At 55.8% G+C, this 15,557-nt stretch carries 10 protein-coding genes and 4 pseudogenes; 7 read left to right on the top strand and 7 right to left on the bottom strand.

From position 1 onward, the window contains the following. Positions 1–21: 21 nt before the first annotated feature. From QMO80_RS32530 to QMO80_RS32540, 3 genes are read right to left on the bottom strand one after another with little or no spacing between them, the layout of a single operon-like run. A complete protein-coding gene (locus QMO80_RS32530; RefSeq protein WP_127758527.1) occupies positions 22–1,275 on the bottom strand; it encodes an ABC transporter substrate-binding protein in 1,254 nt (417 codons plus the stop codon). Between the two features lie 37 nt (positions 1,276–1,312). Next, the gene (locus QMO80_RS32535; protein ID WP_127758528.1) at positions 1,313–2,086 is read right to left on the bottom strand and encodes an SDR family oxidoreductase; all 774 of its coding nucleotides are present in this window, start codon (positions 2,084–2,086) and stop codon (positions 1,313–1,315) included. Further along, positions 2,086–2,979 (bottom strand): 3-keto-5-aminohexanoate cleavage protein, encoded by an 894-nt coding sequence (locus tag QMO80_RS32540; protein ID WP_127758529.1) that lies wholly within the window; start codon positions 2,977–2,979, stop codon positions 2,086–2,088. Before QMO80_RS32540 ends, QMO80_RS32535 begins: the two co-directional genes overlap by 1 nt. Before the next feature lie 480 nt (positions 2,980–3,459). On the opposite strand from QMO80_RS32540, the gene QMO80_RS32545 reads away from it, so the two are divergent. Further along, complete coding sequence (locus QMO80_RS32545; RefSeq protein WP_283201830.1) at positions 3,460–4,068, top strand: GntR family transcriptional regulator; 609 nt, start codon at positions 3,460–3,462, stop codon at positions 4,066–4,068. 436 nt (positions 4,069–4,504) lie between these two features. After that, on the top strand, positions 4,505–5,209 hold the full coding sequence (gene traR / locus QMO80_RS32550; protein ID WP_283201831.1) for a transcriptional regulator TraR: 705 nt from the start codon (positions 4,505–4,507) through the stop codon (positions 5,207–5,209). 3 nt (positions 5,210–5,212) lie between these two features. Here traR and QMO80_RS32555 read toward each other — a convergent pair whose 3' ends face one another. Continuing rightward, positions 5,213–5,521 carry a transcriptional repressor TraM gene (locus QMO80_RS32555; RefSeq protein ID WP_283201832.1) on the bottom strand — a complete coding sequence of 103 codons (309 nt, stop codon included), beginning with the start codon at positions 5,519–5,521 and terminating at the stop codon, positions 5,213–5,215. A gap of 325 nt (positions 5,522–5,846) precedes the next feature. After that, a pseudogene (locus tag QMO80_RS32560) lies at positions 5,847–5,939 on the bottom strand (conjugal transfer protein TraH); the annotation flags it as partial. Positions 5,940–6,573: 634 nt separating this feature from the next. Here QMO80_RS32560 and QMO80_RS32565 point away from each other — a divergent pair. From QMO80_RS32565 to QMO80_RS32575, 3 genes and pseudogenes are all read left to right on the top strand, one after another. After that, on the top strand, positions 6,574–7,950 hold the full coding sequence (locus QMO80_RS32565) for an aspartate aminotransferase family protein (protein ID WP_283201833.1): 1,377 nt from the start codon (positions 6,574–6,576) through the stop codon (positions 7,948–7,950). Beyond that, complete coding sequence (locus QMO80_RS32570; protein ID WP_283201834.1) at positions 7,950–9,533, top strand: M81 family metallopeptidase; 1,584 nt, start codon at positions 7,950–7,952, stop codon at positions 9,531–9,533. Before QMO80_RS32565 ends, QMO80_RS32570 begins: the two co-directional genes overlap by 1 nt. A 357-nt stretch (positions 9,534–9,890) precedes the next feature. Beyond that, positions 9,891–10,368 (top strand): annotated as a pseudogene (locus QMO80_RS32575) (transposase); the annotation flags it as partial. Between the two features lie 139 nt (positions 10,369–10,507). Here QMO80_RS32575 and QMO80_RS32580 read toward each other — a convergent pair. Beyond that, a pseudogene (locus tag QMO80_RS32580) lies at positions 10,508–11,530 on the bottom strand (reverse transcriptase domain-containing protein); the annotation flags it as partial. A gap of 674 nt (positions 11,531–12,204) precedes the next feature. On the opposite strand from QMO80_RS32580, the pseudogene QMO80_RS32585 reads away from it, so the two are divergent. Continuing rightward, positions 12,205–12,401, top strand: a pseudogene (locus tag QMO80_RS32585) (IS5/IS1182 family transposase); the annotation flags it as partial. Positions 12,402–12,417: 16 nt separating this feature from the next. On the opposite strand, the gene QMO80_RS32590 reads toward QMO80_RS32585, so the two are convergent. After that, complete coding sequence (locus tag QMO80_RS32590) at positions 12,418–13,302, bottom strand: MurR/RpiR family transcriptional regulator (RefSeq protein ID WP_283201835.1); 885 nt, start codon at positions 13,300–13,302, stop codon at positions 12,418–12,420. A 656-nt stretch (positions 13,303–13,958) separates the two neighbouring features. On the opposite strand from QMO80_RS32590, the gene QMO80_RS32595 reads away from it, so the two are divergent. Beyond that, positions 13,959–15,557 carry an ABC transporter substrate-binding protein gene (locus tag QMO80_RS32595; protein ID WP_283201836.1) on the top strand — a complete coding sequence of 533 codons (1,599 nt, stop codon included), beginning with the start codon at positions 13,959–13,961 and terminating at the stop codon, positions 15,555–15,557.

Below are 15,557 nucleotides of genomic sequence, written 5' to 3' on the forward strand. Positions count from 1 at the left end.
AACCTTGTCGATGAAACTTGATCAGTCCTTGGTCACCTGATCGGTCGCTTCAAGTGCGGGGAGCGCGGAAGCCTTGTTCTTCTCCCACCACGAGGCCGTGTCCACTATGTCATCCCGCTTGATCGCTTTGCCGATTTCGTCGATCTGGTAGATCGGCATCGGCGTCGTCAGCAGGTTATTGACGCCGTAGATGTCCACTCCACCCCAAGGAGAGGTCCCGAATATCGGATGTTCAACCGTTGGGCCGCTTTTCAAGGCAGCGAGAACCGACGCACCATCTGGGGTTTTCGCAGCCTTTATACCCGGTTCAAGCGTCGTCATCGATGCGTAAGCCATCGACGTCAGGTAAGTCCAATCCGCCTCACCGTACTTCTTCGCGTATTCGGCGAAAAGAGCATCAAGACGCTCGTCTTGTCCTTTTAGCTGCGCATCGATCGCGTAAGCACTGAAGAACCGGTTTGCGATATCCTCGGGAGCAAGGCGTTCCAACAGGAACTTCAAAGACCACCCTTCGCTGGCAAACAGTCCCTTGTAGCCAAGCTGTTGCATTGCTTCGACCATCAAAGCCTGCTGGCCCGGAGGGAATCCAAGTTCAAGAACGAGGTCTGGTTGGGCAGCGGCAACGGGTGTCACGACCCCCATAATGTCGCTCGCCATAGCCATGTCGTAGGGGGTTTCGTAGACGATCTCGATGCGATCACTGTATGGCGCCAAGCCGGCTTTGAAGTATGCCGCAGCCGTATGGCCGTATGAGGCATCGGGCACCAGGATGGCAACTTTCTTGACCTCGGGATGGTGTTCAACCACATATGCCGCGACATGCATGTAGTTGGCGGGCGCGCCAGTGATTGCACCAATAAGGTATGGGAACTGCTTGCTCAGATAGCCCCCGCCGTAGGTCATGGTGAGGACTTTGTTTTCGGTCACGAAGGAGGCGATTGCCTTGCGAGCCGCAGGGGTCCACGTCTGGAGAAGGAACTGCACGCTGTCGTCCTGCACAGCACGGCGGGCAGAGGCAAGCTCATCACCGGGCGTATAGCAGTTGTTATCGTATGCATGCACTTCGATTGTATGCTGCTTGCCGGAAGCATCAGTAATGCCTCCTTTCTTGTTCAACTCGTCGGCCCACATCTCGACACCGCGTGTGATGGGGATGCCGTACTGGGCACAGGGCCCCGACTGGGGCGTGATCACGCCGACCTTGATCGCGTCGGCGTGCGCCATTGTGGCTATTGTGAGAGCGGCGACTGCCGCGAGAATACTGCGCGTAACCATTTTGTAGTTCCCCTTTTGCTTGAGTTGAAGTTGTGGTCTAGCGGATGACCTCCATGTTTCCGCAAATGCCGAGTGACTGGCCCGAAATCGAGCGCCCTGACGGCGAGCATACAAAGGCGATGAGGTCGGCGATTTCCTCAGGGTCGATCATCTTATGCATGGAGATGTTCTTGAGCTCGTCGGCCCACGCAGCCTCTTCAGAGATACCTAAGAGCTTAGCGCGTTCGGCAATGACGCGGTTCATACGATCACCGTTCACCGATCCGGGCAGAATCGAGTTCACGCGGATGTTAAACTCGCCCAATTCCATAGCGAGAGACTCCGTAAAACCAATCACGCCCCATTTTGCGGCCGCGTATGGTGTCCGGTATGGAAACCCGAGCCGTCCAGCGGCCGACGATAGATTAATAATGCTTCCCGATTTCTGGCGTTTTAGGTGAGGGATCACGTTCCGGCAGAAATAGAACTGCGCATTGAGGTTGACGACAACCGTCTCGTCCCACTGCGTCGGGCTGATGTCTTCAACATTTTTCGTCGGCCCGGCGATCCCCGCGTTGTTGACCAAAATGTCGACACCCTGAAGGGTCGTGATCATTTCTTCAGTGACGGATGCGACCGCCTCGGCGTCGCGAACGTCGCACTGATAAGCCGCGATCTTGGGGTTCTCTCTGCTGAAAGACTCAAGCGCCGCCTCACTGATGTCGCATACTGCAACATTAGCTCCAGTCGAATGAAGCGTACGAGCGACAACGCGTCCAATCCCACTCGCTCCGGCAGTCACTATGGCACGCTGGTTGGAAAGGCTCACCATTACGCACCTGCCTTAAGGCCAAGCCGGTCGCGGGCAGCACTGGAGCTCATAACCTTTGCGCCCATCGCTTCAATGATCGTTTTGGCTCGGTCGACAAGAGCCACGTTGGTCGCAAGTTCACCCTTTTTCAGCCAGATATTGTCTTCAAGGCCGACGCGGACGTTACCGCCGAGGATCACAGCCTGGGCGACCATAGGCAACTGCATTCGCCCAACACCAAAAGCAGACCATACGACATCCTTGCCCTGCGCCATGTCGACGAAAGCCTTCATTGATGTTGTCGTGGCAGGCGCACCGTAGTTAACACCCAGGCAGAACTGAACCATCGCGCTGCCATCGAAATAGCCCTTCTCGAGAAGGTCCATCGCAAGCTGCATGTGACCGAGATCGAACACTTCCAGTTCAGGCTTGACGCCGAAGGCCCTAATCATCTCCGCGCCTTGGCGGATCTGTTCGGAGGTGCTGATGTAAACGAGGTTGCCGGATCCTACGTTGTAGCTCCCGCAATCCAGCGTGCAGATGTCGGGCCTCAGGGCCTCGACATGCACCAATCGCTCCTTCTGGGAAACGAGATCGCTTTCTTTGGCTACGAACGCATAGGGGTCGTCTGCGCCGAACGTCAGATCGCCTCCCATGCCCGCGGTGGTGTTGATGATGATGTCGTTGTTCTTTTCGCGAACAAGTTCAATGACGGCCTTGTAGAGATCGGTACGCCGGCTGCCAACACCGGTCTCGGGGTCGCGGACATGTATGTGCGCAATTGCTGCACCAGCATCTGCCACTGCAAGCACGTCTCTCGCGATCGCCTCCGGCGCTATTGGCACGTTGGGGTTCTTCTTGAAATTATCCCCCGCGCCCGTGACGGCACATGTGATGAAGACGTCATTATTCATACGCTTAGCTCTCCGTGTGTCGGGAACTGCGCAAGCATCCGTACTCCAGCCAACGGGATCCGTCGTGGATTAGCGCAGCCAGTTCTCAAACCGACTGCCCGGGCGATCAAGCTGTTCCCTTATTGATCTTTGATCAAGGATCAGCCTATCCAGATTCAATCGTTTGTCAACGCAAAACAGTGGGTCGGGCACAACGTCGGTGACGAACGGCGCACAGTCGTTGTTTCTAAAGCGAGATTATTGCTTTTTTGGTTCTGCGGCGGGTCTGCAAATCACCGATGGACGGAGTTGATTTTCTTGACATTTGATCAAGTTTCGTCGCTATTTGACCTGTAGATTCGATTTAGAAGCGCTTGCGAAGCGATTAGGCCGCTCTCATCAAGGATGTCCACCATCACTAAGTTCAAAGTACCCCCACTCCGCGAGGTGCCACCCAGTTCAACACTGGACCATGTCTACTCGGAGTTGAAGCACGCGGTTATGGCGGGAGAGTTTCAGCCAGGGCAGCCAATGAGGCTTGAGGAACTTGCTAGCGTGTTTGGGACAAGTCATATGCCCATACGCGAAGCTCTGAACCGTCTTGTCGTAGCGGGTGCCCTTGAGCAGGCTCCCCGTCGCTCCGTTCGCATACCCAGACTAACTGATAAGCAGATCCACGATCTTTTGGCGGTCCGTTTGGTCAATGAAGGTCAGGCAGTCGAGTGGGCAGCAAACCATTGTACGTCGGCCGACATTGCGAAACTGGCGACCCTTAACTCAAAGTTGGACGAGCTTGAGCGCTCTAAGGAGTTCGACGCACGCGCGTATCTAAAGATTAATCAGTCGTTTCACTTTACACTTTACGCTCTTTCACAGAACGAGATCCTCCTGAAAACCATTGAAATTCTTTGGCTTCAAAGCGGCCCGCTGCTTCACTTGCTGACGGCCGGGAAGACGTTGCAGCACGGACACAAGCACCATTCCGAAGTTGTCGCATGTCTTGCTGCAGGGGATGGAGAAGGTGCTAGCGGAGCGCTCAAAAGTGACATCCGAGAGGCGTATGCCACGATGTTGGCGACGCTTGAAAAAGGGTGGCCCGAACGCACCTGACCTTGGATGGTAGATCGGAGAGTGATCTTGATAGGGAACGCGCTAAAAGCTCTTGTTGCGCTTTGGAAAGATGCCTGTGATGATTTCAATTCCGAGCACTCAGGCGCGGCGGTTGCCGCGTGCGGATTCGCCGTTTTTTCAACACACCAACCTTATGAGATTGTCGATTCGGGCGAGGGCGTGGGTTTGCCCGCGCCCTTGAATGTGATTGCCGGACAGCATAATCCCTCATTCAAACGGCTTTCGGGAGATTGCACGCCTCAATCACAATAGGGAGCCTTGCATAGCGGGCTCACGAGACCCCTTCGGCGCAATTACCTCGCACAAGGCAAAGAGATCGAGGACGGGCTGCTGAAGGCCGGGATTGGATTGTGTCCCGAAATCCTGGCCCAACGAAGTGACTTGGAATGTGCCATTATTTGAAGGAGAGTCATATATGCAGCACTGGCTGGACAAGCTGACCGATCTCGCTGCGATTCCTGGCGACGAACAGGTCGTGAAAGAGGCACTGGGCAAGGTCACCAAGACGGCCGGTTTTGAAGGCTACGCCTATATCAACATCCAGCCAAGCCACGCGAGCGCGCTCTCGAGCTACCATCCCGAGTGGCAGGCGGAATACTTCAGGCGCAGGTTCAACAAACTCGACCCGGTCATCAAGCGAGCGCAAACACTGAAGCGGGTATTCGTCTGGAGCAGCGAATGGGATAGACCACGGCTTTCTCCAGAGGAGCAGTCGTTCTTCTCGCTTGCAGCCGACTTCGGCATCCGCTCGGGCATCACAATTCCTGTTAGAATCGCACACGGCGCGCTGGCTATGTTCACACTTGCCTCGTCGAAGCAGGCAATCGACATCGATCGTGAGATTGATCCGGTCGCGGCAGCCGCAGCTGTCGCGCAGCTCCATACGCGCATTCGGTTTTCCGGCCCGACCCCAACGGCCGAAGAGGCGTTGCGCCTTGATCCTAAGGGAGCCAGCTATCTGAGCTGGATCGCTGATGGCAAGACGATGGAGGAGGTCGCAGATCTTGAAGGCGTCAAATACAACAGCGTGCGCGTTAAAATCGAACATGCCCGCAAGCAATTCAACGTGCACACCATAGCGCACCTGACGGCAACCGCGATCCGGAGGAAGCTGATCTGACGATCAGTTCACCGTCACTTTCGGGATATAACCGAGAATGGTGAGAAGCGTGTTTAACGCGGCCATTTGCGCGTGCATCTCGATGCTGGCCTCGATGTATTTGAGATGCTGCGCTCCGCCAGTCGCTCTACCGTCCTGGTAGTCTTCCGGAAGTGCCTGGTAGAGCTCATCAGCCTTGTCGACCAAGAGCCTGTGTTGCCGGATGGCGTCGATGGTTAGGGTTTCTAGATCAGCCGTGGGCAACCCTTGCGTCAACCCGAACACCGGTCGAAGTTCGAGCTTTTCTATCAACGCAGCATCTTCCGAATCCATCTTATTTCCAACCTTGGATATGTCCGCGGTACGCCCCCGCAAACCTAATCCCTGATCCCAAGCCGGGGGTTGGAAACTGTACCTGGACAGTCCTGCGACCTTTAGCACCGGAGCACCTGGACATGCGTCGCAGGCCCACCGGCCGAAAGCCAGAGGATTCTGATGCCGCAACGGCCGGCATCAACCGCCAGATAGGGGTTTCCACACCCCGGGCAGCGCGTACCGCCCTACCCGCCCTTATAGAGGGCTAGATCAATTTTCGCCAGTGCAAACAGGCGGATAAATACCGTTGTAGCAGTGCAGATCTGCACCTCCTCCGCGCTATTCGGAACACCGCTTCCCCCTCGAAAAACCCCAACTGCCTGGCGATGATCGCATCCTCGAACACCTGGCTCACACCGTCTTTCCCGGTCGGATTGCTACTCCTCCATCGTGACGGACTTGCACCATCTACTCCTTGCCGGTCTCCCGGCGCACTGTCATTTCGCCCCAGCCGGAATCGACCCCTGCTGGTCGCACCATCTCTTCCAAACGGTCGAACGTGCGGCGCGCTCGTCTTCGGCTCGCGTCACTGCCAGATTTGTCCGCTTCGGATTTGCCAGGATGCGGCGACATCGTCTCGGCGCAGACGTTTCGAAAATGAACTCATAAATAAAACAATTGTTGCGCCGTAGAGACTGGTCTGCTAGAAGTAGGGACATGAGCCTCGCGGAACCGGTGCCAAAATGAATCAGGAGTATGAGCAACGTCGCCTCAAATCGAAGACTGCGAACATGACGCGATTCAGTGCGGACGTCCCGATTCTGTCTATTCGGGATGTCGACAGGAAGGCCGGCATACTTGATCAGCGACACAGCCTTGTTTCACCCGTAGGGCCCACGTCTCCCACATTCTCACGGCGCCAACGCCGATTTTCTGCTTCTTTGCTCCCTTAGTCGGCGTCGTGCTGAGGCACGTTGTCTTTTGGAGGCGCGACGGCGATCGACGAATTGGCTGCAAACTGACAAACGGCTGTCCCAGTTAGGGGCCGACTGGACTGAAGGGAAAAGATCGTGACCTACGTACTTCATCGCACCTTGGGCGAAGCGCCCATCGTAGCCTCAACAGCAAGCGGCGGGACAATCGAGGACGCTGCCGGCAACGTCTACTTGGATGCCTGTGGGGGCGCTGCCGTGAGCCTTTTTGGACATGCGAACCGACGGCTTATTGAGGCTGCGATCCGTCAGTTGCAGTCTCTCGATTACGTCCACACCAGTTTCTTCACCAATAAAGCATACGAGCAGCTCGCCCAAAAGCTGACAGAAGCATCCAAGGGTGCCTTCTCGCACGCATTGTGTTTAAGCGGTGGCTCAGAAGCGGTCGAGGTAGCGCTGAAAATCGCGCGACAGTACTTCGTCGAGAAGGGCGAAGTGCGACGAAGCCGCTTCATTACCCGGCGGCAAAGCTACCATGGCAATACGATCGGAGCCTTGTCGGTTGGGTATAATGTTAAACGCCGTCACGATTTTCGGCCGCTGTTGTTTGACGTATCCGCCATCTCGGAATGCAACTTCTACCGACACGGTTTGGCGGGCGAAAGTGAAGAAGAATACGCCATGCGGGCAGCCCGGGAGCTCGACGCTGAATTGTCAGCGCAGCCAGCTGGAACCGTAATCGGGTTTATTGCCGAAACGATCGGAGGCGCGACCGCGGGTGCGCTCACTCCCCCAAAAGGCTATCTCCAGGAGATCGCGAAGATTTGCGACAAGCATGGAGTTCTTCTGATCCTGGACGAAATAATGTGCGGGATGGGACGCAGCGGAAAGCTGTTCGCTTTTGAGTGGGAAGGCGTTCGTCCTGATATAGCTACCTGCGGCAAGGCTCTCGGTGGCGGCGTACAACCGATTAGTGCGGTACTGGTCGGCGACAAGATCGTGGGTGCCATTAAGGCCGGGTCGGGCGCACTAAAGGGTGGCCACACCTTTATGGGTCATCCAGTAGGATGCGCAGTCGCCCTTGAGGCGCTGGCGATTCTCACGCAGGACGGATTCCTAGAAGACGTTGTCGCCAAGGGACGAGCACTTGAGGCCCTATTGAAGCAGGCTTTTGCCAGCCATCCGCATGTGGGCGACATCCGAGGACGCGGACTGTTCTGGGCAATCGAACTTGTTAGGAACCGCGCCACCAAAGAACCATTCCCTGCCAACTCGGGGTTGAATGAGCTCATTAAACGCAGTGCATTCACCCGAGGGCTCCTGATCTATCCCGGCGGCGGAACGGTTGATGGAACGCTTGGCGACCATGTCCTTCTCGCTCCGTCGGCTACGGCGGACACCACGGAACTGCACGAGATCGTCGAACGGCTGAGGTTAGCGGTAGACGCCGGCGTGAAGACGGCAAGTGCCCGGGTCGATTCATGGGCTGCAGACAAAGGGAAGAGGGTTATCTAATGAGCGTTGGAACTGCCAACCACCAGCCGGTGGCCACCGGTAAAAAAATGAAGCTGGGTGTCTTCCAGTTGGTGCACGAGGCAAACTCGTTTGCGCTAAACAAATGTGACCAAAAGATATTCGCCGAGGGCCAGTGGGCGAGAGGTCACGACGCAGCCAAGATCGAGCAGAATTCTGACACCGAGTTGGGCGCCGTTTTCAGCTTTCTTGAAACTCACACCGAATGGCAAGTCACATTTTTCCGTCTTGCTTCAGCTTCCCCTTGCGGTGATGTAACGAATGCTTGCTTCTCGGCAGTCCGCGACGAACTTGTTGCCGACATTAAAGCTGACACTTGGGATGCCCTATACCTTTGCCTCCACGGCGCCGCTACGGTCGAGGGTGGTCGCTCGGCGGAATTGGAAGTGCTTCGTGCCATCAGAACGATCCTTCCCGATGTGCCGATAGGAGTTTCGTTCGACATGCATGCAAATCTCGACCCCGAGCTTGCCCACCTCGCGACGATTGCGGCGGGGTACAAGACCCATCCGCACATCGACATTAAACAGGTCGCCGCGAAGGTGCTGAGACTCTTGTTAAGCACCGTACGCGGCGACATTCGTCCGACGGGCGCCATTGTCAAGCTGCCGCTCCTTCTGCCGAGTGCAAACATGCGAACCACCGACGGTCCGATGCGGGAAGTGGTATCCTATGCTGCTCTCGTCGAGCAGCAGCAAGGCGCTCTGGATGTTACAGTCTATGGCGGATTTCCCTACGGCGATTGCACTATGTCGGGCGCCTGCTGCATGGTGTACACGGACAACGACCCTGCTCTTGCCCATCGGGTAGCGCGCGATGTTGCCGGGAAACTGTGGTCCCTTAAAGAGCAGTTCTTCGTTCCTCTCCCGTCGACCAAGGAAGCGTTGCAAAGCATTGCAAATACAACTCGTTACCCGATCGCCATCGCCGACAATGCAGACAATCCGGACTCAGGCGGCATCGCGGATACCCCTTCGCAACTGCGAGCAATACTTGATGCGGACCTTGCGATCCCAACGGCGTTTTGCTTTCTGTTGGATCCGGAACTCGTCGAGCGATGCCATAAGGCCGGTATCGGAGCTCGGTTTCGGGCGAGGCTAGGTGGCCGACTAACTCCGGAATATGGTCCTCCAGTTGAGTGTGAAGTCGAAGTCGTTCGGCTTATCGAAGATTGCTCGTTCAACAATGAGGGACCGCAATGCACCGGCGCAAGGAGGTCCTATGGCCCAACGGCAGTTGTGAAGAGCGGAAACGTAGAGATCGTGCTGGCAACAGTTCGCCATGCAGTTACTGATCCTGGCTTCTATCGGGTGAATGGGATCGACTTCTCGAAGATCAAACTGCTTGCGGTCAAAGCGAAGAACCATTTCCGGGCGGCATTCTCTAGCGTCTTTGCCGATATTATTGCGGTCGACGAACCGGGACCGGCCGCATATGGCTTCACGAATCTAAAGTTTACTCACGTACCCGACGAGTTCTATCCGATGAACCCAACGGCGACTTTTTGGGCGGGGAACGACCCTGAGGAGGAAGTCTTGCTGGAGCAGGAGAAAACTTCAACGTAAAGGCGAAAGGGCGACAAGGGGATAGAGCTCTCGATTTTTGAAATCGACATCGAACGCGGTCGGTGCTTCATCACGACTGTCTTTCCAGACCTCGGTTTTCGGCCGGTGCACTTGACGTACTTGTCATCCCTGAACTATCCGTAGGTCCTTGACATTGCTCGGTAATTTCCATTTTCATGCGGCGCATTGTTGCAAGAAAGGCGCTCGCTGAGGGCGCTTTTTTGCAATATGATTTTGCGGTTTACTGCTTCGGCGAGGCGTGATTCACTTGTTTCGGTCGGCGGCGAATTGAGGAGCGGCGATATCGAGGCGAGCGGCGCGGAACGGGGAGCAGGATCTGTTCCGCGCCCGGCTGGGCTGGCGCAGGCGATCGACTGGCCGCTCTTGAAGCGGCGCTTCGAGCGAGGCGCTCGCGACGGTCCCGGCATGCCGCCGCGGCCAACGCGGCTGATGGCCGGGCTGGCGATCCTCAAGCACACGTTCAACCTGTCGGACGAGGAGCTGTGCGCCCGCTGGGTAGAGACCCCTATTTCCAATATCTGTGCGGCGAGAATTCTTCCGCCACAACCTGCCCTTCGACCGCTCGTCGATGACACGCTGGCGGGGTCGCATGGGCGAGGAGCGGCTGGTGGCGCTGTTGTAGGAAAGCCGTACGCGCCGGGTGATCGTCGATACCACTGTGCAGCCGAAGAACGTCATGTTCCCGACCGACGCCAAGCTAATCCACCGGGCACGCGAGCGATTGGTGCGGCTGGCGACGAAGACCGGCGTGAAGCTGCGCCAGACCTATGTCCAGGTCGGCAAATTGGCGCTGATCAAGCACATGCGCTACGCGTCGGGTAGCGGCGGCGCATTACTGCGCCGCCGCTCCCTAAGAACCGGACAAGCAGATCGCCCTGCATCCGGCTCAAGCCATTTCTTCAGCACCATGATGTGGCACCGAACAACTCGAGAGAGTGCTTTGCGGTCGTGGCGCTCGCGTTTTCCTTGATGACTTTCCTGATCTTGTCGAGGAGCGCCTTGACGCTCCTCGTGGACGGCTTGATCAGTAGTTTGCCGCTGTACTTACGCACATTCTGACCTAGAAAGTCGAACCCCTCCGTAATGTTCGTGATCCGGGTTTTCTCTTCCGAGAGTTCCAGACCCCGACTGGCCAGAAATTTTCTGACCGCAGGTAAGACTCTGTGTTGGAGCACCTCTTTCGAGACGCCGGTCACAACAAAGTCGTCCGCATAACGGATAGCGTTGAGCTGAGCCTTGCTGCGCGCGGATTTCGACGACCCCACGCTTGCATATACTGCTGCCTCAATCCCATCCAACGCCATGTTCGCGATCGTCGGCGAAATAATACTACGTTGCGGGGTCCCCGCCGATGTCTCGAACAGAAGTTCTTCCGGCTTGAAGCCATTTGCGCAGACTCTCCTTGTGCATCGGTATGTGCTTCAGAAGCCAGGGGTGACTGAAGTTGTCGAAACAACCCCGAACGTCGCCTTCCAGAATCCACATTGGCGAAGCGCGCTTGGCCAATGTGATGAAGCACTGAGCGATGGCGTCGGCAGTCGAGCGCTCGGGCCGAAATCCATAGGAGTTCGGGTCCGCCAGTGTCTCGGCCACGGGTTCCAGGGCGAGCTTCCATAAGGCTTACATCGCCCTGCACCGCATGCTGGGAATACCCAGCGGACGCTTTTTGCCGTTACTCTTGGGGATGTAAACAAGCCGCAACGGCATCGTGTGATAACCATGGTGTTGAAGCGACGCCATTCCCTTCCATTTGGCCGCCGGAGTTGACCAGACTTCACCGTCAACACCCGGCGTTCTCTTGCCGCGATTTTCTGTCACTCGCTTCACAGCCAGCATTTCGCCGCCATGTGAGCGGGTCAGCAAACGTTGCAAGGCTTTCACCTTGCCCCATCGGCCTTCGCGAGTTGCTTTGGCGATACGCACTTGAAGTGCTTCACGGTTGCTTCAATGTGCGACCAGTTCGCCTGGTCCCACATTTGCGCAGCGCGCGGGGACGCACCAGCTTTCGTTGCTTTCGCATCGATCGCCGTCATCTGCTTTTCCTCGTACAGCAATTAGTCAATGTTCTCTCGCCATGAATGACCCGGCGGAAGTCTGACCACTTTCGTGTCGGGCGATGTTGCAGCCCGTATCCCGTCCATTACAGCCGGGCGTTCGCTTTCTCCGCCAACCTTTACCCACAGTGCCAACAGCGTTCCTTACGGTTCGCCTGCCGTTTCCGGCAGCGCTATGGGCTTACCCTGTTCCGCATGTGTCTCAGAGCGGATCGGACCCTTCCTGTTCGCCGGCAGCTCGTTGTCCATGATGGCTCAGCATGAAGGAGCCATTCCTTGCTGCGTACCTTTTGGTCCAAGCCTGTCAGCACGTTTGGCTTGTTTTGCTTAACGACGTTTATCGGAAGTTCACATGTGTTGGCCGTAACCGCTCATCCCTAGCGCCTCACCGCCTTCGTGCTGGCAGTTTCCACTTTTGCCTCGCGGCTCGGTGTACCGGGCATCCGGTGGCTACATTGTCCCCGAGGCTTCACACCGAGTTGTTGCCAACGCCGCGTGCCCGGGTAGGGAATGGCTGATGGAGCAACCAGTTTCGTAAGGTTACATAAAGTACTTCTCCTTTGAGACAGAGATACATGCGACTTTCAGGTCGCACCCATGCCAAGCAATTCACGCGGGCCAAACAAGGCTTTGCGGACCCTCAGGATCTATTTCGGCCGTACCGTCCGCGACATTCGCCGCCAGATCGGCAACGACGAGAACTGCGGAGCCTCTTTCCTTGCCGCTCTACCAGGCCTCGACGGTCCTGGAGCAAAGGCAACGCCAGCGTGGGCGGCATGAAGGAGCTGTTCATACGAATTGCTATGCAGTCACTTCTCTTCCCTTTCATTCCAATAGGCGCCTAGTTTGAGCAGCCTCTTCTCAGTTGAAGACAATTCTTCGATCGCCGTCGAACCACAGAAAACGACCTGTCTTGCCACTACGACTTCCAGAAGCGCGTTCACACCGACGAGTGAGGGAAAGAAGGAAGAAATAGATGTTGGCACGGTGAGAATGGCGGTGGCATGGGCCGCCACTGGAGAAACAAGGCTATCGCTGATCAAGTATACCGATGCCCCCAGCTCTTGCGCCAATCGTGCTGCATGGACGGATGCCCGCGCGTATGGATTGAAACTCACCAGCAGCAAACCATCTGCTGCTCGAAGTTTTCCAAGTAAATCGCTTTGAGCGCCACCAGGGTCGTTCACCAGGATGCCGTTCTGACGGAACATCTGGTACAGATAAAAATACTGGTACATAGGCGCAAACGCGCTGCGGACTCCGAACATGAACAGCTTCTCGACCGCCAAAAGCTGGCGAGCAAAGGAGTCAATTCGGTCCAGCCCGTTTCGGCAGAGTATTTCCCCCAGTATCGCTTCATGTTCATGGACGATCGTCGGATAGTGACTGTCAGCGCGAGACGTATCGTTTCGGACTTGCAGCTCTCGAGCGCGGGCCGAGAACGAGGACAGACGCCCCTCTTTCAAGGACTCTGCAAACTGCTTCTTGATGTCGACGTAGCTTGAATGCCCAAGTGCTTGCGCCAGCCTGACTAGCGTTGAGGCAGGTACGCCAGCTTTCTTAGCAACGTCCCGCATCGACAACAGCGCGACGTCCTCAGGGAAGCGCATCATGTATGCAGCGCCCTTTTGATTTTGAGGCGATAGCTGCTCAAACTCCCGGCTCATTTTGGCACCGAATTCTGCGAGGCTCATGTCGCTTCCCTAAACACACCAGTTTCAAATTGCAGCGATTGCGTTGCTTATTTAAGTCACCATGAAACATATGTGCCGCCCGAATTGCAAAGAAAAACGATAAAATTTTCTTCTTGCCAAATGCCCTCCCTCGACAGTTGCCGAGTACGCCTCAACCGAATTCGGGTGCTCACGAGTTCATATGCTGGATTCACCTCATCTCCAAATGCCGCCAACGACTGGATGATCAGTATGGAAATGGCGCGCAGCTTTATTTTCCCATGAAAGCTTGGTTCGATTCAGCGTAATTCCCCTGCGCCATGTGCGCGAAACGTTTCGCACCTTACGAAGTCGCTAGTGACATCCAGCCTCGCCACATTCCAATCGCTCTTTGGTCGCTGCACCAGTTTTCATAGGGAAGAAGGGTATCGAAGCCAAAGGTGTCCTCCTCACCACGCATTGCGGGCAACATTCACGGGTGCCCAAATAGCAAGTACGGCACACATGTTTCATTTTATTACCACAAAACAAACCAATTGTTGCATATTGACCGCAGGCGTGTTAGTACGGAGTGGCCTTACAAGAAATAGACGCACAGCGCGGACGTCGAACCGGACGACCGACAAAATCTCAGCATCGACTGGGGGCAAAAGGGAACCAAAAAATGGGAGTAAAGCATGATGATTTCTAGACGCGACCTCATTAAGTTAAGCGTTACCGCCGGAGCGGCTTTATCGCTCCCGTCGGTCCTGCGGGCGCAGACGGCGCAAGCTGATGGGACGGTTCGGATGGCGATTGGCCTTGCCGCCATTTTCGACCCTATCTTGACGACGTCTGGTGATACCTACACGCACGCGATAGCGATTTACGACACCTTGTTCGGAGTCGACTCTAATCTCGTGCCGCAGCCTCAGATGGTTAATAAGTGGGAGGTTTCGGACGACAAGAAGGCTTATACATTCGAACTTCGAGATGGTCTGCAGTTTCACGATGGTAGCCCTGTTACTGCAGCGGACTGCGTTGCCTCGATTCGACGTTGGGGACAAGCGGATTCCGGTGGAAAGCTATTGATGGAACGCGCCACGCAGATATCTCCAAAGGATGACAAGAGCTTTGTCATTGTGCTTAAGGAGCCTCTGGGAGTTCTTATCGATATACTGGCTGCACCAGGCGGCCTCTTTCTCGCAATTATGCGCGAACAGGATGCAAAACTTCCCGCGACTGAACAGGTAACCGCCAATATTGGTTCTGGACCGTTCAAGTTTAACCATGACCTTGCCAGTCCTGGCGTTTCTTTCGTTTACGACCGCAATGAAAAATACGTGCCTCGCGAGGAGGCTCCTGATGGCTTCGCCGGCGGCAAGGTAGTGATGGTCGACAGGGTCATTCTCCAGAATATCAAGGATCAGCAGACTGCTCTGGCGGCATTGCAGGCCGGAGAGATAGATTTCATGGCAAGCCCGCCGTACGATCTCTTGCCAATTATTGAGAGCGATCCGGGTCTTGGACTGGAGGTATTGAACAGGGCTGGCAACAACCTGTTCCTACGGATGAACTGCCTGCAGAAACCATTCGACAACGTTAAGGCTCGCCGGGCGATGCTTCACCTCGTCGATCAGGAAGCAATCTTGCAAGCTGCCATTGGCGACGCAAGATACACCCGCCCCGTGATTTCTCTATTCGGAATAACACGATACACGAATGACGAAAATACAGGTTGGTTCAAGAAGGGGGGCGACCCGGAGAAAGCTAAACAACTTTTCAAGGAATCCGGATACTCTGGGGAAAAGGTGGTCATCCTTGATCCTACGGACGATGCAGTAGTCGACCATGCGGCGCAATTGCTTGCAAACCAACTGCAGAAGATTGGCGTCAATGCCGAGCTAGCGCCAAGTGATTGGGGTGGGGTCGTAAAGCGCCGATCTGACAAGAGTTCGGTTGCGGACGGCGGCTGGAGCATCTTGGTATCATCCTGGTCCGGCGTCGCTCTCGGTGATCCCATTGGCACTCCTTTTTTTCAGGCGAATGGTAACAAAGCATGGTACGGCTGGCCGCAAGACGACAAATATGAAAGTCTTCGAAGCCAATGGCCCGATGCCGGAGGGTTCGATGAGCGCATGTCGCTCGCGCGCCAGATGCAAAGCCGTTGGTGGGACTTCGTCGGCGCCGTTATGCTTGGCAACTTTGTGCAGCCCATTGCGCGAAGCAAGGCGCTAACAGGTATGGTCGGAGTACCTAAGGTCGTCGTTGCGTTGTGGAACATGGAGAAGGCTTGA

The sequence above is a fragment of the Rhizobium sp. BT03 genome (assembly GCF_030053155.1).
Lineage (GTDB): Bacteria > Pseudomonadota > Alphaproteobacteria > Rhizobiales > Rhizobiaceae > Rhizobium.